Source organism: Vibrio sp. QJM3NY_39 (assembly GCF_057785895.1).
In genome coordinates this window covers 1,478,813-1,497,269 of the sequence record NZ_CM173505.1, presented here as the reverse complement: position 1 = coordinate 1,497,269, position 18,457 = coordinate 1,478,813, and the positions used below count along the sequence as shown (strand labels likewise).

Below are 18,457 nucleotides of genomic sequence, written 5' to 3'. Positions count from 1 at the left end.
CACCAACAAATGTTTTGCCCCATTCCGCATTAACGTAATGACTCCGTGGAAGATCGAGCTACTGGAATTTCAGTACTTTTTCTCAAAGCAAACTGTCGACGTGGAGTTGCAAGTTGGTGATGTTTGAGTTTGATTTTGATTTTGATTTTGATTTTGATTTTGATTTTGTAGTAAAGAACATGCTCCGATTTGATCCAATATGAAAAATAACGTTTAACGATGTTTTACACTTTCAATTCTCTATGTCTACTCTAGTCCCACAAATCAACTATTTGCACGATATCTAATATACATCTCACTAATATATTGAATGATGAGGCACAATTACGCTTATGTTTGATAAATAAGACCAAAACCAACGTCATGGTTAAACACCATCGAAAACAATTAGTAATAGGTATCTGATGCGTTTTTTAACTTGTTTTACTCTAACGTGTACTATTTTTTTATCCGTTAGGTGTTTTGCCGAAGAGCTAAAAATTTTCACTTGGGAAGACTATATCTCTGACATTCTGATAGAAGAGTTTGAAGAACAATACGGTCATACTGTTTCTCAAGTTTATTTTGAAAATGAAATGTTGCGTGATGCTGTGGTGTATTCAGGTAAAGCCCTAGCCTATGATTTGTTTATCATTGATGGGCAAACCATTGGCGAACTGGGCAAATCAGGCACCTTAGGGGATTTGTCTAATACTTTGAAGGAAGGTAATTCAAACTTTACAGAGGAGTCTCGCAGAGCTTGCGGGGTGAATGGCATTCCGTACGCTAATGGTACCATGGGGGTCGCATTTCGGTCTTCAAGAGCTACCGAAGGTATAACCTCTTGGATGGACGTTTTCGACTACGCATTAGAGCATCCTCAAACTGTTGTGATTCCTGATGACGATGTAGATACCATTGCAATCGCATTATTGGCGTTAGGGTTCGATCCTATGACCGAAAATGAAGTCGAATTGGCACAAGCGTACAAACTGTTAATGAAGGTCCGTGAACAGCTATTAGTGATAAGAGCGGCTATTGGCTACGCTCTAGATAAAAAATCTGGCTCTAAAATGGAAGTTGCCGTTATCTATTCAGGAGAAAAAGAACAAATAGCGTCGTATACAGAGCAAGATGATTGGATCTATACCATTCCTCAAGAAGGTACTTTGATGTGGCATGAATGCTTTAGTGTCCATAAAGACAGGCCTATTAGCAAAGCGTCGATAGAGTTCCTTAACTTTATTAACACACCTGAAAGATCGGCATTAAATGCAGAAGAGATGTGGTTCGCAAGCTCGAACAGACACGTCTTGGGCTTAGCATCTGATGATTATCTGTTAGATGAAGAGTTGTTCCCAACGGGATTAGACAACGGTTCATCGTTTACCTATAAGACACTAAGCAAAGAAGCTTCAGACCTGAGAAGCCAAATACTCTTTGTTATTCATAACCAAAGATATAAAACAAAAAAATGAAACTGTCGCTAAAGATCAATTATATTCTGCTCCCTGTTATGGTGGTAATTTTCTCCATCGCCGGAGTGTTTTCGTATACCAGTCAAAAAATGCAACTGAACTCGTCGCTATCGGAACAATTACAAAGTGAACTTACTCATATCTCTCATGAGCTTAATGAAGCGCTTAGAGAGCTCGATTCTGCGATTAGAATGAGTCTAGAGAACTACTACATTCAAAAGTATCTTATTGAAATATATGATGACACTGCTCAATATTACACGGAGAAAGAGCTAACGGCTTATATCAATCAATTAAAGCTCAATCACAGTACGATCGAGAGCTTTGCTCTAGTGGATATTAATGGCAAAGAGCTTATCTACTTTAATACGTCGGATCCATTTGCAAAATACTCTGCTGATACGGTTGTGACGGATCACCTTGCTACGATTCAACAAGCATTAGATTTGAAAGGTGTGGCTCACGTTAACGCTTCTACCTACAAACTGAACGATGGTGTTGAAGGCCCTGAATTTTTAGTTGTAAAAACATTTACACCTGAGCAGAGTTTTACTGTCCCAACCTTTTCTTATGGGCAGACATTACTTACTGCAGTGGTTCGCTCAAAAATCAGGCACTACGATGAATTTCAAGCGTCTGTGAAAAGTAGGCTCGGTCCTGACGCTCAACTGATACTCAGACCTAATTCTACCTCGTACTCGCTGGGTAACGAAGAACAGACAAAAGATATTACCTTGCCAGACTATGAATTAGGTTTTCAGTTAATACATGACTTATGGTCTATCAAAATTTGCCTATCTCAAATACACCTCAATAAGTTGTATAAACCCTTTCAACTTCTTTACGCTGTTATTGTTTTGTTAGTAACGGCTGTCACTTTCTTACTACTAAAGTGGCTTATCGTAAAACAAATCATTAAGCCAGTGGAGAGACTGACTAAGAAAGTGGAGTCCGTAAATCATGATGGCTTAGTCTACATAGAGCGTTCCAAAAGTAACGACGAAGTCTCCATCCTCACCAATAAGTACATTAATTTGATTACTGATCTCGATGATCTGGCAAAAAGAGACTCTCTGACGGGCTTACCAAATAGGAAAAAATTCAATTTAGATATCACGCGTATAATGAATAGCTGCACCGAAACAGATACAAAGTGCGCCGTTATCTACTTTGATATTGATAACTTTAAACACGTAAATGACAAGTACGGACATCATGTTGGTGACCACTTATTCGTAGTGTTTTCAGAACGCCTTGTCGACAGCTTTGTTGATTTTGAGTGGGGAAATCTAACTATCTCTGAGCTTGAGTTCGCCAGGCTATCTGGGGATGAATTTGCCATCATAGTTGGTGGATTGGACGACTTAGATATACTTACCGAATTTGCCCATCGAATTCTCTCTCTCTTTGAGGACGGCTTCGAGGTGGATGGTACTCAATTTGATATTGGGGTCAGTGTCGGTATTTCCGTTTACCCTGATGATGCTAACTCTGTCACCGAACTGGTTAACAATGCTGATTCAGCGATGTATGCCTGCAAAAATGTCGCGGGAAGAAACCATTATCAATTCTACTCAAAAGAGATGGATAGAGAAATAAAGCGTCATACTCAAATTAATGAAGACTTGAAAGATGCGATTAAATCTAACGGGTTCTATCTAACCTATATGCCTGTTTATGATATCGAAAAAGGTAAGATAAAAGGTGCAGAAGTTCTAATTCGAACAAGCCACGAGGCTCTACTCTCCTACGGGCCAGCGGATTTTATACCTGTAGCAGAATCGTCAGGCTTAATTAAACATATTGATTATTGGGTTTTTGAAAATGCTCTGCAGACGCTGTCCGTCTGGATAGAAGAGCTGAATTTTGATGGTACATTAGCGATTAACTTCTCATCTTGGCAGCTCTCTAATTCCGACTTTGTCAATGTACTTTCTGGGTTACTGACGCGCTATAAGATTCCAGCCTACATGATTGAAATGGAAATCACTGAAACCTGCTTTATACCCGGAGACGAACAGAATATTGAGAGACTTAAGGCGTTGAAACAACTCGGAGTGAAGGTTTCTCTTGACGATTTTGGTACCGGCTATACGGCCTTTAGCCAACTGATAAATTATCCTATCGATACGCTTAAGATCGACCGTATGTTTGTCAACGCAATTGACTCTGAATCAACAGACAAACAGCTTATTGAAGTGATCATTGAAATGGCCAAAATTTATGATCTCAATATCATTGCAGAAGGCGTAGAAACAGTGAGTCAATTAGATTACGTTCGAAACAAAGGATGCCAGGAAGTACAGGGGTTCTTACTATCTAAGCCTTTAAAAGAAGATGATTTTATCGCGGCATGGAAGAGAGGGAGTTTGCCTGAATACAGTTAAAATATGTGACACCATAGAATATGGTCTAGTTCTGCGCCTTGGAATGACACATCGCTTTGCCCGTTCGATTGATGGCTGTATGTTGTGGCCTGATTAATCTAACCTCCTGATTAGAATTGTTGTCATGAGCTTTGACATGGGTAACGATAAAAAGCCAGATGCACCTCTATTTGAGGCGAGCCAACTTCAGTAAAGCGGTGTTTTCGATGCTATAACTAATCCGTATTCTATTAACTTAGCAAAACCACTGACAAAATAGTTATCCAATACCTTCATAGGCTGAGCTTTGACTCGTGGCACTTTCTAGCTCACAGGTGCCCTTTTTTCGGGCTCAAAACGGGCAAAACTTGTAACAGAGCCGTATTTTTCTTTCGCCGTCCTGCCATTAAAAGGACGCATAGCTGATCTTCATAGCAAGTCGGACGTATAGCTCCTTAAAAGGAAGGTAATACTATGGCCAACGTCTATGTCAGCATCGGAAGCAACATTAACCGCGAACATCACGTCACAGAATCTCTCAAAGCATTACATGACCGCTTTGCGCCCCTACACATTTCCAAATTCTACGATTGCGAGCCTGTCGGTTTCAAAGGGGATAACTTCTTAAACCTTGTCGTTGGGTTCGAATGTAAACTTCCTGTCGCAGAACTGGTTAAGGTTCTGCATCAAATCGAATCAGAGAACGATCGCAAGCGTCAGACCAAAGCCTATGCTTCACGAACGATGGATATCGACATCCTTCTTTATGGTAATCAAGTGGGCGTTATTGATGGCGTAGAGCTGCCTAGAGGCGAAATCACCGAGTACGCTTTTGTACTCAGGCCATTAGTCGATGTTGCCGCGCAAGAACGCCACCCCACTCTAGACATCTCATATCAGCAGCTCTGGGAAAGCTTCGATCAATTGAGCCAGAAAACCGAACCCATCCCTTTCGAGCTCAGTTTCACTTAACGTTTGCATGACTGAAAAAAGAACGGCTGCAACAGGAACAATTGCGAAAGGAACATCTGCAACAGGAACAGCTGAACTCTTAATCGCGTGAGCTTTACTGATCTTTTCTTAAAACAAGTACGTAACTGACTTCACTTTCTATGGATTGGACACTGTTATGAATCACAACGCCATTATCACCATTACAAACCTGAGACTAAGAACCTTCATCGGTTTCAACGAAGAAGAAAAGTCTAAGCAGCAAGACATCGTTATCAATGCAGAGATCCACTACCCCGCTAACAACCTTTGCCTCTCAGATGATGTGGAGAACGCACTCAACTACAAAAACATCTGCAAGAAGATCATTCAACATGTCGAATCCGGAAGATTTCTGCTTTTAGAAAAGTTAACCAGCGACGTACTCGGCATTTGTATCGATCACCCATGGGTACGATACGCTCAAGTGAGAATTGACAAGCCTCATGCGCTACGCTTTGCCGACTCTGTTTCGCTCACCCTGAGTTATGAAGCAGACAACGACAATAATTCATAAGGAGAGAGTCATGCTGAATACAGAAGCCGAAAAAGTAAGAGAAGCTTTGCTCGCAAAAGGACTTGAAACCCCAATGACTCCGAGCGAAATGAACCCTAGTAAGAAGTACAACCGCATCAAAGGGCTTTTAACAGAAGTGGTCAGTACGCTTGGACTGGATTTAACCGACGACAGCCTCGCTGAAACCCCTCATCGCATTGCGAAGATGTACGTCCATGAGATTTTTTCAGGGCTCGATTACGATAACTTTCCCAAAATCAGTGTTATAGAAAATAAAATGTCCGTTGATGAAATGGTTAAGGTATCGAACATAGATTTAACGTCGACGTGTGAACATCACTTCATCACCATTGATGGTTTAGCAGAAGTGGCCTACATCCCTGAAAACAAGATTCTTGGGCTGTCTAAAATAAACCGTATTGTTCGATTCTTTGCTCAGCGCCCTCAGGTACAAGAACGCCTTACTCAGCAAATCTTGGTCGCGATACAGACTCTCGTTGAAACAGAAAACGTGGCCGTGACGATTAAAGCGACTCACTATTGCGTTAAATCTAGAGGTGTCATGGATGCCAACTCTGAAACTTCAACAACCGCTCTCGGTGGTATTTTCAAAACTAACCCTCAAACTAGAGCTGAGTTTTTACGATGAGTGAAACGATACTAATAACTGGCGTGGGAAAGCGACTAGGCTTCGCACTGGCGCAGCAACTTTTAGCGGATGGATACAAAGTGGTTGGCACATATCGCAGCGACTACCCTCAACTGCAATTACTGCGCGACAGTGGAGCCGACTTGCAGCAGGTAGATTTTTATCAACAAAGCAGCTTAGAGGGCTTTCTTCATTACGTGGGGCAAGAATATAAGACACTTCGAGCCATCATACATAACGCTTCCGACTGGAAGCCGGAGAACAAGAAAAACCCCAGTGAAAATGCCTCACAAATCATGCATCAGATGATGACGATTCACGCGACCGTGCCTTATCTGTTCAATTTAACACTCAAAGACCAACTGATGTCTGGCGATAAAACGTCAGACATCATCCACATCAGTGATTACGTCGCAGAAAAAGGCAGTAAAAAACACATCGCTTACGCGGCCAGTAAAGCTGCGCTCAACAACCTGACTCTGTCGTTCTCAGCAATGCTGGCTCCCAAGGTCAAAGTAAACACCCTCTCTCCAGCCATGATTAAGTTCAATGAAAATGACGATGAGGCATACAAAACCAAAGCGCTGAAAAAAGCTCTGATCCCCACAGAAGCGGGCTTTGAGGAAATAATAGATGGCATCAAGTTTGTGTTGGCCAGTCACTACATGACGGGAAGAACCTTGCACCTAGATGGCGGCAGGCATTTGAAGTGAAGCCATTTATTTTGAGCTTCTGGCTGCATAGTGAACGTCACTGTCTAAACCTGATTGACTGAGCATGACCTAACATAATACTAAATACTATGCCGCGTCAGGTGAAACTGAACCAAGCAAATTTACAGCACGAAAAGTCCAATTTAGAGTTAGAACTCACCAGAAACCTTCCGCCAAAAACAAAAAGACCTCGCACACACGAGGCCTTAGTTTTATCTATCGAGCGATTGTAACCACCCTACTTCACAGACCTAATCGCTTTCATCTGCATTTTGTTGAACCGTTCTAGTTGCTCTAGCATTGAGCGACGCACCTCAGCTTCTCAATACACACATGCATCAATAACTATCAAGCAACAAGTTAAGGTTAAGGTTATGGATGTTCTAATGGAAACTAGCATTGAAGCAAGAGCTAGCTAAGGCGCCATTGAGAAGCTAGCCACTAGTTCAATGCTAGAATTAAGCGGTAGTTGGGACACTCCAATCGCACTTCTAGCATGAGCTCCTTTTTGGCCGAGTACATTTACCAACAAATTAGAGGCAACGTCTACAACCTCCGCATGTTGATAAAAGCTGTGACCGCTTGCTATGTAAGCGTCCATTCTGAGAATACCATCCAGATCTGCAAAACCATTGGATGCATTACTCAGCTGTGATAGGACATTCAGCGTAGCAATCTCGATAGCATGCTTTGCATCAGAGACTGAAAGCTCTTCACCTACCTTCCCTTGATAGAGCAATTCACCGTTCTTAATCGGAAATTGTCCAGAAATAGATCCAATACCATTACAAATAATATATGGTTGGTAATTACCTAATACCTTGGGGGCTTCGGGAAGCACGAAACTAGCCATTAGAATTTAAATACCGTTAGACCGAGTGCTTTCCCATCAGCCAAGTATTGGTGTGCTTCTACTGCCTGATCAGGAGTGAAAACAGTATCGACTCTAGGTTTAATTTTGCCATTTTTAACTTGCTCTAGTCCCCATTCAAGATCGCTCACACTTCCCATCAGCGTGCCTCTCACTTGTTTCTGAGGAAAGAATACGCTTCGCACTGGAATCGTAGATTCCAAGCCAAGAACATTCCCCATTAAAACAACAATACCAAGCGGTTTAACCCATTCAATAGACGTCGCGAGGCTGTCTCCACCAAGTTGGTCAATAACAACATCCACACCTGCGCTTTCAGTCCATTCATTAAGTAATTCCATACTATTTTCAGGGCTGCCATGAAGAACTAAATCGGCACCAATGGATTTCAAAAACTCTACTTTATCAACTGAACGCGTCGTCGTTGCAACCTTTGCTCCTAGTGCCTTAGCGATTTGGATCATGACTGAACCCGTACTAGATGCTCCGGCATGAATAAGAACATATTGACCAGCTTGTACTTCACCAACCTCTTTTATGGCTCTCACACCCGTCACCAACGGCATTGGTAACCCTGCCAATTGTTCTGCTGGCAGCCCTGTTGTTTCTTTCAAAAGCCATTTTTCTGGCATTACCATATATTGCGCGTATGACCCGTTTTCAACCAAACCACGAATTGCATATGATCTTGAGGTCGCAAGTACTTCATGTCCGTCGTCACTCGGGTCAATAGGGTATCCCGGCATTGGAATGACGCGTTCACCCAACTTAAACTTCGTCACATCAGCACCAAGCTCGACAATGTGACCCACAGCATCTGACCCTAAAATAAACGGGAAGCTTAGTTCAGAGTTAACACCACCTTCTCGGATATAGTGGTCAAGACGGTTAATGCCAGCGGCTTCAATTTTGATAAGCACTTCATTAGTCTTAGGGCGCGGTGTCGCAATAGATTTTAAAGATAAAACGCTAGGTTCGCCAAATTCTGACATCATGATTGCTTGCATTGTTTTTGGCATAATTGTATTCGACATAACACTTCTCCAGTAAATAAGGATAAATCAAAAACATCGGTTCAATACCGAAGTGATAGCGTAATTATCCATTGCTAATAGCCGTCAAACAAACTAGTCTTTCTGCTTAGTACACGAAGGAAATCTTTGGATGAATACCGTTACACACTTAAACTCACTTAGAGCAATAGAAGCTACAGCAAGGCTGGGAAGTTATGCTAGTGCGGCTAGGGAAATAGGAGTGACTCCAGAAGCCATAGGACAATTAGTTCGTGGTTATGAAACCTATATTGGCTACAAACTATTTCGAAGAAAGGCGTCCGGAGCAAAGAGACTCACGCTTAACTCTGATTTCTCTGACATCATATTGGAAGTTAGTGGTGCGTTTGAGGTACTTGCTAAAAGTGCCCAATCGCTTAAAGATATGACAAAGGGTGGAACACTGACCGTTTCCGTTCCTCCGTCCTTCGCAAGTCGAGTTCTAATTCCTAATATGTACCTGTTTAGGGAAAAGTACCCAGAGATAAACCTCACACTTGATATCTCTGATGGCATTATTGATGTATTCAATCATCACTCCGAAGTCGCCATACGTTATGCTAAATCTGGGTGGAAAGATGAAAACGATGTTTTGTACCATAATGAAAAAGTGTTTCCAGTTTGCACTCCTGACTACTTACAAAGAAACCCGCACCTATCAACCCCTGAAGGGCTGAATGATGCCACCTTGATCCATGATCTTACCATTTCAGGATCAGACTTCCCCCATTGGAAACATTGGTGTGAGACATTCAATATTGAATATAAGAACTCCACGTCAATGTCATTCAACACTTCCACTTCCGTCATTGATGCCGTTTTGTTAAACCATGGCGTGGCGCTAGGTCGAGAAGATATGGTAAAGAAACAATTAATCGCAGGTACACTCGTCAATCTTTATCCTGAATTAACTTTGGATACAGGTCGCTCTTATTTTTTAGCTTATGCCGATGATCCAACCCCAAAGTTATTAAATTTTATCTGTTGGCTAAAATCTATCTACATACCCGACTATCTAGGTAGGGAAAATAACTAATACTGTGATTGGCCAGAATTATTAAGTTATGCTTTTTTAACGTCACTGTCGTTGCTGTTATCAAAAAGCCGCTAACCTAAAAACTGCTAAAAGAGTGAGGAAGGCATTTTTCTTCGTCCCAGCCGGATAGCTCAATATTGATCAACGATTTACGCTTCTCATTACACAGTGAAGCGATATTGATGATAGGTAATTGGCTACGAAACTGCGCGGTAAGTATCACCTTTTTACTTTCACTCAGGCTGTTTCGACATTGCGCTAAAACCGCTTCGCTATCTAATTGGCGCGCGTTCTCCATAATGTCGATATCAGTATTCTCTTGATAGCAATCTATCAGCCAAGATACAGCAGGCTCTTCTAAACTGGTGATTACGACGACATCTTTGTTTGCCATAAGCTCGTGGAGTTCAAGCTCTTTTAGTTCAGTTTCCATAATTACTCTCATTCAGCAACAAATACATTAAAGTCGATTACCCAGTTTAGCCTGTGCCAAATGGTAGCCTCTATCTATCATCTCTTGTGAGCGATCAAATTCTAAAGTGCCACAGGCATTGCGTGGGAGCTCAAGCGTAATATCGGCGGGGTAAGCGGCCAGTTTTTGGCGAGCAATGGTCGATTGCATCGCATCAAACGCTTGGTTGGCAATGTCGTAGGCAGCAAAATTGAAGTTCATTTTACTTTTTACACTGCTACCTAGATTATCGATAAAGTGAACAACCTTCTCATGCAGATTGCTCTCTTTTGTAGGTAGGGAAACCGGTATCACTTCCTGTTGAAGCATCTCAGGCTCACCACCTAAGTTCACAGCCAGAGTAAAGTCTGTCTTATCACTAAAGGTAGGCGCAATCGGTACGGGATTGAGCACTCCGCCATCAATCAGCACTTCACCATTGATGACATGAGGTGTGAAGAACAGTGGCAAAGAGATGGAGGCGCGAATGGCATCAAACAGAGAACCAGATTGCAGCCAAACCTCTTTTTCATCGGCGACGTTAGCAGCAACTGCGGTATAAGGGATAGGCAGATCTTCAATTGAAATTTCGCCGATCAGTCCACGCAGTGTGTCGATGATCTTGTCCCCTTTGAAGATACCGCTCGATTGCCATGAAAAGTCCAACATCATAGCCATATCCGATTGGTCGATACTGGTGACCCACTCTTCAAATTCATCCAACTTGCCCGCCGCATAAACACCACCGATAAGTGCGCCAATTGAACAGCCAGAGATGGATTTTATCTGATAGCCATGCTCAATTAACCAACGGATGATTCCAACGTGAACCAAGCCTCTTGCGCCACCACTGCCAAGTACCAATGAGACCGTTTTTGCCATCGTATTAATCCTTTAGTTTTTAATTCTAGGGGAGCTAACTCGCCGATTTACCAATTCGCAGATCTCAACTCACTGAATCACTCTCAGTTCATACGGGTAATGAAGGTTTGCTCGTCATCCACAAAAGCCACATAGTCGCCGTGATAGATAAACACCCGACCACGCCCTTCCACTATACACGCAAGCTGTGGGTTCAAATCTTCTTCAAGATTTTCACTTTGATACGTGCCGGTATCGGTGATCACACCGCGGAGTTTAGGCAAAAATCCATAGCTACGCTTGGCTTGATCAATCAGGCTCAATTCACTGGTGGTAGAGAAGTAAGCTGGGATAGGACCAGCATCTTCGATAAACATCGGTTTCAGTTCTTCAAAAGCTGTAATCACCAGCCAGTCGATGCCGTTTACGTGATGGATAAACATTGTTTATAAATACCTAGTTTCTCGATAGTTCTTATCCGGAGATTCTAACACTATCAGGGGCCAAACGTAGGAGAAATTGAGTTACTAGAGGCAATCCCTACCTCTGCTTATTACCCAATATATCCAGCATAAAACTGGAAAAGATGATCACCATCCAATCACACCAAGAACGCAACCAAGAACGCAACCAAACATGCAACCAAACATGCAACCAAACGTAAGTTGTTGGACTTTTTTCTGGGTCTTTAGAGTCGAACTATTTCTTGTTGAAAGTGACTTTGTTGTTCCTGAGATTAAGAGCCTACAAATAAACAGACACATACTATCTACAGTGTCTAATACTAGTCGGCTTGCTCTACGACTAATGTCTAACCGACTGAGTCTATTTGTTTTTTTTGGTTTGGTATAAGGTACTAACAACTAAATGTTAATGAATTTTTAATGATAGGTTGACGCATTGTTTACACTTCACGCCGTGAGTCAACAACGTTTGTTGGAATAACACACCTCAGAGTGTGAACGAAAGGAATCAAAATGAGCACTACTTTAGAGTCCGCACATATACAAACAGAGAAGCCTCAAGCCAATGAGGATGAACTCACCTATGAACAACAACATAAACCAAGATCGGAATTTGATTCCCGAGAACAGTATTTAGAACATGAATTACAAATCATGTCGCCTAAGCGCTGGCGTCCAAATTTGCCGTTTAAAGATTATCGATTTGAGATAGAAGATACCATCCCAGCGATGGCGGCGACCATTGGTAAGATTGTTATGGTGGGCGCCATTGCAGCCACCTTTGCCGGGGCGCTAGGATTAAATGAAGACTTCATTCTAGAAAACGTTCGTTATGAACTGCTCATTGCCTCTGTTTTCATCATTCTTTTCTCTGGCTTTTTATTGCCGACCGCGAACCTCGCGGGTACACACGGCCCACTCATCCCGTTAATCCCAATTGTGGTTGCAGCAGGCGGACACCCTATGGCGTTTGGGTTGCTGATTGGCGCTTTTGGCCTCATCTTAGCCATCAGTAAAGGTGGCAGTATGTTGGCCAACCTCACCAGTAAAGGCGTGTGTGGCGGTTTACTACTCTACCTTGGCTTTGTTGGAACCGCCTCTCAAGTGAAAAAGCTATTCGCTTGGGCTGAGGGAATCGGCATGAGCCACATCGCTTTTGTCGTGATCTTTTGCACCATTATCTTGTACGCGCTATTGGAACACTTCCGTAAACGTTGGTTAGCTGTGCCTCTTAGCTGCTTGCTGGGTGGTACGATTGCATTTGCCATGGGTGCCCCATTTGCTTTTCACACCGAGCCAGGCTTGCCTAACATGAACCCTATGTATTGGTGGGGAGAAGATACAGGTTGGATGCTAGGCCTACCAACGATTGAACACTTCATGGTGGTATTGCCGTTTGCAATTTTGGCTGTCGCTATGTGGTCTCCAGATTTCTTAGGGCATCAAGTATTCCAAAAGATCAGCTACCCAGAACGTACCGAGAAAGTACACATGAACATTGACGACACCATGACCACGGCATCAATTCGTCAAACGTTCGGTTCTCTGCTCGGTGGCACTAACTTTACGTCTTCGTGGGGTACTTATATCGTACCGGCGGCGATTGCTAAACGCCCTATTCCTGCCGGTGCATTGCTCACGGCTCTGTTCTGTATCATCGCCGCTGTTTGGGGCTACCCGATGGATTTAGCTATATGGCAGCCTGTACTATGTGTTGCGCTAATTGTTGGGGTATTTGTACCATTGCTAGAAGCTGGAATGGAAATGACACGTGAAGGTAAAACCACACAGTCGGCCGCGATTGTTGTTTTTTCTTCAGCGCTCGTTAACCCTGCATTTGGTTGGGCTCTCACCATGCTGTTAGACAACTTAGGCTTAGTCGGTTGTAAAGAACGTAGCAGTGAGCTAAGTAAAATGAGCCGTTGGGTGTTGCCTGGCACTATGTTCATTGTGCTAAGTGGTGTGATGGCGTTGGTTGGTCTTCTACCGGGCATACCGGCGATTATCCCAAGTTTTCGTTAAGCTCTAGATTAGAATGATTGAGTGGTTGCTTCTTTCTGTTGTTAACTTTCAAACTGGATTCGTTATCTGCACTAAAAATTGAAGCTATCGTGATAGTCTTTTTTGACAAAAAAAAGCCACTTAATGTAAAAAGTGGCTTTTCTATTTTTCTACAATGTACATATCTTTTCTTTCTTTTACAGTGTTACGGTTTACGTTGAAACTTGTTCGTTTTCCACTGACGATGTTCCATCAGTTATTAAAGCGTAGTCTAATTGCTAGCCTTGTCAATAAACACGTCGACTCAGATTAACCAATCTTTTCTAATATCATTTTCTCCAACCAGACTGGATTCTGGGCAGCTCAACTCCGTTAAGCTAATGGCCAAAACTATTGGTGCGAATCACTCACGAGCACTATGAACTTGGCTATGACAAATGAGATAACGTGCAAAACCATCGAGGTATGGTAATTCATTGAAATATTGATACTTAATAAAAGGCTGTAGAGACCTTACGTAAAGGCATTCACTTTGGGTTTTTGCGGGCTTGAAGTTGATAGAATCGGTTTTGAGCTATACGCTCGTTGTTAACAGTACGCTCGCCGTTAACAAACAGTTGGTTAACTTAGTGTGGTTATAGCTAAGTTTATTTTAAACTGGCACATTATCGAATCACCATATAAAGAGTTTTAGAGAGTCAATGATGAACGATACGAAAATTTTCATTAGTGCCATTTTAGTCTTAGTTACTTTATCTGCATGTTCTTCACACTCGCCTGAATCCTCCCAAAAACCTTCATTGGTGGATGAGCCAAACCATCATACAAGCAACGGTTATCAGAACCACCCATTTGTAGAAACTGCCGCACCTAAAGGGGGCTTGTTTTATATGCAAAGAGCATGGGACTCGGTGTTTGTCCCTGATATCCCCGATGGACATCAGCTAACAGAGAAGGAGTCTCTTCAACTTTTAAACTCTATTGAAAGCGATAGTGTTACTTGGTTAGGGCATGCAAGTTTTTTAATTACGACCTCTGGAGTGACGATCCTGACTGACCCTTTTTTGTCAAAATTCGCCAGCCCCGTCCCATGGGCCGGCCCAAAAAGGTTTGTTGATTTACCCATACCTATAAATAAATTGCCTCCTATTGATATAGTGATTGTTTCACATAATCATTATGACCACTTGGATGATCAAACAGTTAGGAAGTTAGAAAACAAAAACAATATTCATGTCGTTGTTCCTTTAGGACTTAAGTCTTTTTTTACCGAACGAGGGTATAACAAGGTTACTGAGTTAGATTGGGGAAAGTCAGTGTCAGTTTCAGGAATAGAGATAACAGCGGAGCCTTCTGTTCATGATTCAGCAAGAAGTACATCTGATCATAATGAAACGCTATGGGCCTCTTGGGTTATTGAAAGTTTACAAAATCGTCTCCTTTTTGTTGGCGATACAGGTTACTCAGAAACAATATTCAATAATGTCGGTGAGAAATATGGCTCCTTTGATTTTGCTATTTTGCCTATTGGAGCATATGAACCTAGGGAATTATTGTGGATGTCGCATGCCACACCTGAAGAGGCTGTCTCTATCGGCATAGATGTTCGCGCAAAAACATTGATTGCTTCTCACTGGGGAACCATTAGCGGTTTATCGGATGAGCCAGCATTTGAACCTCCGATACGTTTTAAGAAAGCGGGAAGAGATAGTGGATTTTCTGACAAAAATCTATGGACAATGAAAATTGGTGAAACAAGAGGGATCGCACCAACGACTAACTAACTAACTACATTGCCCTACCAAAGATAATCCGTCATTTACTAAATTAGAAAATTCACTGACTCACTTTGTTAAATTCCTCCCCTTTCTCATTACCAACAAGAGATTAGAGATGTCAATCAAGGGGAGCTCAGTAGGGGATTGTTAGTCGAACCATTACAACTATCCTTTAACAACTACAACGCCCTACTTCACTGACTTAAACGCTTTCATCAACGTTGTGTTGAACTGTTCTGGTTGCTCTAGCATTGGGAAGTTGCCTGAGTCTTCAACGTAGTAAATACTGTAGTTTCGATGAGTGTCACTATTGTTTCTGTAGCTTATCGAATCCATTAATCCGCTGATGAAGCTGCGTGCCCATAGTCAACGATACCAAGAGGCTAATCAAAGCAATAATTGATCCTGTAACAAACACCCATTGATAACCAGACATCCAGATGATTCCCAACAAAAAGGGTAGGAACACCGCTGCAATATGGTTGATAGTGAATGACAAACTCGCCGTTGAAGCCACTTCATCTTCCCTAATTGTCTTTTTAAAGTAGGTGTTTAAAGCTATGGCAAAACTAAAAATGATACTGTCGATAACATACAACCCCGCAGCCGCATAATGATCATCCACAAATGCGTAAGATAGGAATACCAACACTAACGCGGCATACTCAATGATCAAAGCTAGCCTCTCTCCTACTCGATCGATAAATTTCCCAACATAAGGTAGAGCAAGAGTCGCGGCTAAGCTGGATACCATAAATAAAGCGGCCATCATCGCAATCGTATATTGAAATTTGGTCACCATCAGTAAGCCAGCAAAGGCCACAAAGATCTGTCTTCTTGCCCCACTCAAAAAGGTAAGAATGTAATAGGTCGTGTATTCACGTCGGACAATGAGTTTAGTGTGTTGTTTAACCTTTGTTTGAGTATTTTTAAATGTGACTAAGTAAACCGCTAGCCAGAAACATATTGCTCCACAAGTAAAGAAAATGACCTTATCTGAAACGTCAAAAAGATAGCTCGCGACCATAATGCACAGAAAAGTCACCATCGAGAAAAACGAGGCAGCAGAGCGAATTTTTCCCATTGATTCACTAAAGTTCTCGGTCGCTAACAACTGTGTTGAGAGTGATTTGTTCACCGCTTCTAAATAATGAAAGCCAATAGACATGATCGTTGTGCTGAAATAGAAGCCATAAATCGAAGGCAAATACCCAGTCACGGCAACACCTAGCCCTAATGTTGCAACCGACAATACCGCGACTCTTTGTTCTGAAGCGATGAACAACAGAAACAAAACAGTAAATGAGAGCAAGCCTGGGATTTCCCTAACACTCTGCAATACACCCACATCAGCCTCGGTCATACCAATAGTGTCGACAGCGAAGTTATTCATCACGACTCGCCATCCAGTATTCGCTATCACTGACGAGATAGCGATGATAACCAACATCGCGAATGAGCTCCGCGATGTTAAAACCCTAAGCCAGAGAGTCATTTAAGCCGCCGATTCTAAAAGAAAGTCTTGAATATGATCGCGCATGAATAAAGCCGTTCTTAGTTTTCCGTTCATATTCAGATCCTCAAAAATAATGGTATGTTCTGAGCTTGGTAACGATATGCAACTAAGACAAAGAACACAGAGACAATACATATAGTTAATAAATTGTTACACGATCATTTTTAGAATGTTATTTCTTGGGATTGATAAGTATTCAGAGAACTTTTACTTCTTTGAGAAACTCATTGGAGATTATTATTTTTCGCTGAACATATAGCGGCACTTGTCACGATCGGTATTCAGTTCCTCCCCTTTCCCGTTGCCAATAAGAGATTAGAGATGTAAACCAAGGGGAGGTTAGGAGGGGATTGGTTGCCTAGCAGATACGGAAATTCCACTTAATGGACTTAACCCGCTAAATAAAGGTCTTAACAAACTGCTTTGTCGTTCTAGTATCGCGGGTTAGTCAATGGGTAAAACTGACCGCAGCTTTACTATTCTGTGAAGCTTGTAACAAAGAGAGGCTCGCACCGTATGGTAATAGATTGATTTAAATTGATAAAATGACATTATATTTCAGAAGTTACAGGATGTTTCAAAAATGAAAACCAAGTCACTCATCATCTTTTCCACTTTATTCACGGCCTTAGCTCTCTCCGGTTGTACCTCCATGTTTACAGGTACATTTGGTACTACTACAGAACGCACTATGCTAAATGCCGAACCTTTTGAAGATTATGATTTAGCGTCCGAAACCGACTACAAACATTCAGATGCGATGCAACTAGCCTATCTGGTTAGCCGTAAGGCTCCGACCAAATCGAATGACCTCGATCGAAACGTTGATGGCTATACCAATGTTTCAGTTCGTACGACCCAAGCCGCGAACGTCGCCGCAGTAGCAACCACCACGCTAAACCCCTTTCAAGCTGCGTTCAATGTTATTGGGCTTCAGGGCAGCTTGTCTAAAATGATCTACCACTATAAACGTAACATTCTTTTTCGTGTGATACCTGTCGATTCAAAAGACGAAACCGACATCGCAGCGACTCTTTTAAAGAACCAGAACGAACTGACAACGATAATTGAGAAAGCTTATTTGAAGAGTAACGATGTGGTAAAAGTAGAAAAGTTTGTTCCTGTTGATGTGGGACTGTCTACTTTTGTTGATACGAGTTATGTTGTTCCACTGAACGATGAAGGTAACGTTTCACATTGTTCGGATCCAGATATATTCAATAAGTTTACTGGCTATATGGATTCAGATTACGAAGCTAATAGTCACTTGCCGATCTCGACTTTAAACTGTTTTGGGCGTGTAGAGGCTAAAGGTCACTATTACTACAACAACGCTGCTGGTGATGACACTTTGATACCTAATTCTGACTTCATTATAATGAAGGCATATATTCCCACTCTATTTCCAATTGATAGTTTAGTGTCTGACAACCCGAATGATTATTTCTACCAAACAGCGCAGTCTTACATTGAAGATGAAAACATCAAGGGGTACCTGATAAAAGATATTAACTCTTTGAAGCCGTATTGGGAGCAGGGTTACTTTAGTCCAACGCCAAAAATCATCAAACTATCGACCCAAGAAACTTTAAAGTTCGGTCAACAGTAAGCAGTCAGTGCTTTTTTCAGTAATAATGGTTTATTGAAACTAGTGGAAAAAAAAGGTTCATCGCGGATTAGCGGGAACTAAAAACAAAAACGGTAGTAAGTGATATGGTTTAGTCGCCAAACAAAA

The 18,457-nt window shown here is 42.0% G+C and carries 16 protein-coding genes and 1 pseudogene; 10 read left to right on the top strand and 7 right to left on the bottom strand.

Annotated features, from left to right (window positions below; genetic code table 11):
• Positions 1-404: 404 nt before the first annotated feature.
• From AC3CHU_RS06730 to folM, 6 genes are all read left to right on the top strand, one after another.
• Entirely contained in the window at positions 405-1,457 is a 1,053-nt protein-coding gene (locus AC3CHU_RS06730; RefSeq protein ID WP_488525295.1) for a polyamine ABC transporter substrate-binding protein, read from the top strand.
• Positions 1,454-3,844 carry a putative bifunctional diguanylate cyclase/phosphodiesterase gene (locus AC3CHU_RS06725; protein WP_488525294.1) on the top strand — a complete coding sequence of 797 codons (2,391 nt, stop codon included), beginning with the start codon at positions 1,454-1,456 and terminating at the stop codon, positions 3,842-3,844. Before AC3CHU_RS06730 ends, AC3CHU_RS06725 begins: the two co-directional genes overlap by 4 nt.
• Positions 3,845-4,297: 453 nt before the next feature.
• Positions 4,298-4,795: a 2-amino-4-hydroxy-6-hydroxymethyldihydropteridine diphosphokinase gene (gene folK / locus AC3CHU_RS06720; RefSeq protein ID WP_488525293.1), complete on the top strand. Its 498-nt coding sequence runs from the start codon at positions 4,298-4,300 to the stop codon at positions 4,793-4,795.
• A 157-nt stretch (positions 4,796-4,952) separates the two neighbouring features.
• Complete coding sequence (gene folX / locus AC3CHU_RS06715; protein WP_108208096.1) at positions 4,953-5,330, top strand: dihydroneopterin triphosphate 2'-epimerase; 378 nt, start codon at positions 4,953-4,955, stop codon at positions 5,328-5,330.
• 10 nt (positions 5,331-5,340) lie between these two features.
• Positions 5,341-5,979, top strand: a complete 639-nt coding sequence (folE, locus tag AC3CHU_RS06710) for a GTP cyclohydrolase I FolE (RefSeq protein WP_488525292.1) — start codon at positions 5,341-5,343, stop codon at positions 5,977-5,979.
• Positions 5,976-6,692 carry a dihydromonapterin reductase gene (folM, locus tag AC3CHU_RS06705; protein WP_488525291.1) on the top strand — a complete coding sequence of 239 codons (717 nt, stop codon included), beginning with the start codon at positions 5,976-5,978 and terminating at the stop codon, positions 6,690-6,692. Before folE ends, folM begins: the two co-directional genes overlap by 4 nt.
• Before the next feature lie 415 nt (positions 6,693-7,107).
• On the opposite strand, the gene AC3CHU_RS06700 is transcribed toward folM, so the two are convergent.
• Positions 7,108-7,545, bottom strand: coding sequence for a RidA family protein (locus AC3CHU_RS06700; protein WP_488525290.1), 438 nt, complete (start codon positions 7,543-7,545; stop codon positions 7,108-7,110).
• The gene (locus AC3CHU_RS06695) at positions 7,545-8,597 is read right to left on the bottom strand and encodes a quinone oxidoreductase family protein (protein WP_341634922.1); all 1,053 of its coding nucleotides are present in this window, start codon (positions 8,595-8,597) and stop codon (positions 7,545-7,547) included. The genes AC3CHU_RS06700 and AC3CHU_RS06695 overlap by 1 nt, the downstream gene beginning before the upstream one ends.
• A 130-nt stretch (positions 8,598-8,727) precedes the next feature.
• On the opposite strand from AC3CHU_RS06695, the gene AC3CHU_RS06690 reads away from it, so the two are divergent.
• Positions 8,728-9,651, top strand: a complete 924-nt coding sequence (locus AC3CHU_RS06690) for a LysR substrate-binding domain-containing protein (protein ID WP_488525289.1) — start codon at positions 8,728-8,730, stop codon at positions 9,649-9,651.
• 76 nt (positions 9,652-9,727) lie between these two features.
• Here the strand turns inward: AC3CHU_RS06690 and AC3CHU_RS06685 are convergent, their stop codons facing one another.
• From AC3CHU_RS06685 to AC3CHU_RS06675, 3 genes are all read right to left on the bottom strand, one after another.
• Positions 9,728-10,096 (bottom strand): hypothetical protein, encoded by a 369-nt coding sequence (locus AC3CHU_RS06685; RefSeq protein ID WP_488525288.1) that lies wholly within the window; start codon positions 10,094-10,096, stop codon positions 9,728-9,730.
• 15 nt (positions 10,097-10,111) lie between these two features.
• On the bottom strand, positions 10,112-10,984 hold the full coding sequence (locus tag AC3CHU_RS06680; protein ID WP_488525287.1) for a patatin-like phospholipase family protein: 873 nt from the start codon (positions 10,982-10,984) through the stop codon (positions 10,112-10,114).
• Between the two features lie 83 nt (positions 10,985-11,067).
• Positions 11,068-11,406: a hypothetical protein gene (locus tag AC3CHU_RS06675; RefSeq protein ID WP_017074550.1), complete on the bottom strand. Its 339-nt coding sequence runs from the start codon at positions 11,404-11,406 to the stop codon at positions 11,068-11,070.
• Between the two features lie 534 nt (positions 11,407-11,940).
• On the opposite strand from AC3CHU_RS06675, the gene AC3CHU_RS06670 reads away from it, so the two are divergent.
• Positions 11,941-13,449: a DUF3360 domain-containing protein gene (locus AC3CHU_RS06670; RefSeq protein WP_488525286.1), complete on the top strand. Its 1,509-nt coding sequence runs from the start codon at positions 11,941-11,943 to the stop codon at positions 13,447-13,449.
• Positions 13,450-14,129: 680 nt separating this feature from the next.
• Positions 14,130-15,212 carry an MBL fold metallo-hydrolase gene (locus tag AC3CHU_RS06665; protein WP_488525285.1) on the top strand — a complete coding sequence of 361 codons (1,083 nt, stop codon included), beginning with the start codon at positions 14,130-14,132 and terminating at the stop codon, positions 15,210-15,212.
• 183 nt (positions 15,213-15,395) lie between these two features.
• Here AC3CHU_RS06665 and AC3CHU_RS06660 read toward each other — a convergent pair.
• A pseudogene (locus tag AC3CHU_RS06660) lies at positions 15,396-15,503 on the bottom strand (alpha/beta fold hydrolase); the annotation flags it as partial.
• 10 nt (positions 15,504-15,513) lie between these two features.
• Positions 15,514-16,656, bottom strand: a complete 1,143-nt coding sequence (locus AC3CHU_RS06655) for an MFS transporter (RefSeq protein ID WP_488525284.1) — start codon at positions 16,654-16,656, stop codon at positions 15,514-15,516.
• A 649-nt stretch (positions 16,657-17,305) separates the two neighbouring features.
• Here AC3CHU_RS06655 and AC3CHU_RS06650 point away from each other — a divergent pair.
• Positions 17,306-18,331, top strand: a complete 1,026-nt coding sequence (locus tag AC3CHU_RS06650) for a hypothetical protein (RefSeq protein ID WP_488525283.1) — start codon at positions 17,306-17,308, stop codon at positions 18,329-18,331.
• The last annotated feature ends 126 nt before the right edge of the window (positions 18,332-18,457 follow it).

Bases quoted from the DNA above. Each gene is read 5' to 3' on its own strand.
- AC3CHU_RS06730 (WP_488525295.1), top strand. From the start codon at position 405: ATGCGTTTTTTAACTTGTTTTACTCTAACGTGTACTATTTTTTTATCC.
- AC3CHU_RS06725 (WP_488525294.1), top strand. From the start codon at position 1,454: ATGAAACTGTCGCTAAAGATCAATTATATTCTGCTCCCTGTTATGGTG.
- folK (WP_488525293.1), top strand. From the start codon at position 4,298: ATGGCCAACGTCTATGTCAGCATCGGAAGCAACATTAACCGCGAACAT.
- folX (WP_108208096.1), top strand. From the start codon at position 4,953: ATGAATCACAACGCCATTATCACCATTACAAACCTGAGACTAAGAACC.
- folE (WP_488525292.1), top strand. From the start codon at position 5,341: ATGCTGAATACAGAAGCCGAAAAAGTAAGAGAAGCTTTGCTCGCAAAA.
- folM (WP_488525291.1), top strand. From the start codon at position 5,976: ATGAGTGAAACGATACTAATAACTGGCGTGGGAAAGCGACTAGGCTTC.
- AC3CHU_RS06700 (WP_488525290.1), bottom strand. From the start codon at position 7,545: ATGGCTAGTTTCGTGCTTCCCGAAGCCCCCAAGGTATTAGGTAATTAC.
- AC3CHU_RS06695 (WP_341634922.1), bottom strand. From the start codon at position 8,597: ATGTCGAATACAATTATGCCAAAAACAATGCAAGCAATCATGATGTCA.
- AC3CHU_RS06690 (WP_488525289.1), top strand. From the start codon at position 8,728: ATGAATACCGTTACACACTTAAACTCACTTAGAGCAATAGAAGCTACA.
- AC3CHU_RS06685 (WP_488525288.1), bottom strand. From the start codon at position 10,096: ATGAGAGTAATTATGGAAACTGAACTAAAAGAGCTTGAACTCCACGAG.
- AC3CHU_RS06680 (WP_488525287.1), bottom strand. From the start codon at position 10,984: ATGGCAAAAACGGTCTCATTGGTACTTGGCAGTGGTGGCGCAAGAGGC.
- AC3CHU_RS06675 (WP_017074550.1), bottom strand. From the start codon at position 11,406: ATGTTTATCCATCACGTAAACGGCATCGACTGGCTGGTGATTACAGCT.
- AC3CHU_RS06670 (WP_488525286.1), top strand. From the start codon at position 11,941: ATGAGCACTACTTTAGAGTCCGCACATATACAAACAGAGAAGCCTCAA.
- AC3CHU_RS06665 (WP_488525285.1), top strand. From the start codon at position 14,130: ATGATGAACGATACGAAAATTTTCATTAGTGCCATTTTAGTCTTAGTT.
- AC3CHU_RS06655 (WP_488525284.1), bottom strand. From the start codon at position 16,656: ATGTTGGTTATCATCGCTATCTCGTCAGTGATAGCGAATACTGGATGG.
- AC3CHU_RS06650 (WP_488525283.1), top strand. From the start codon at position 17,306: ATGAAAACCAAGTCACTCATCATCTTTTCCACTTTATTCACGGCCTTA.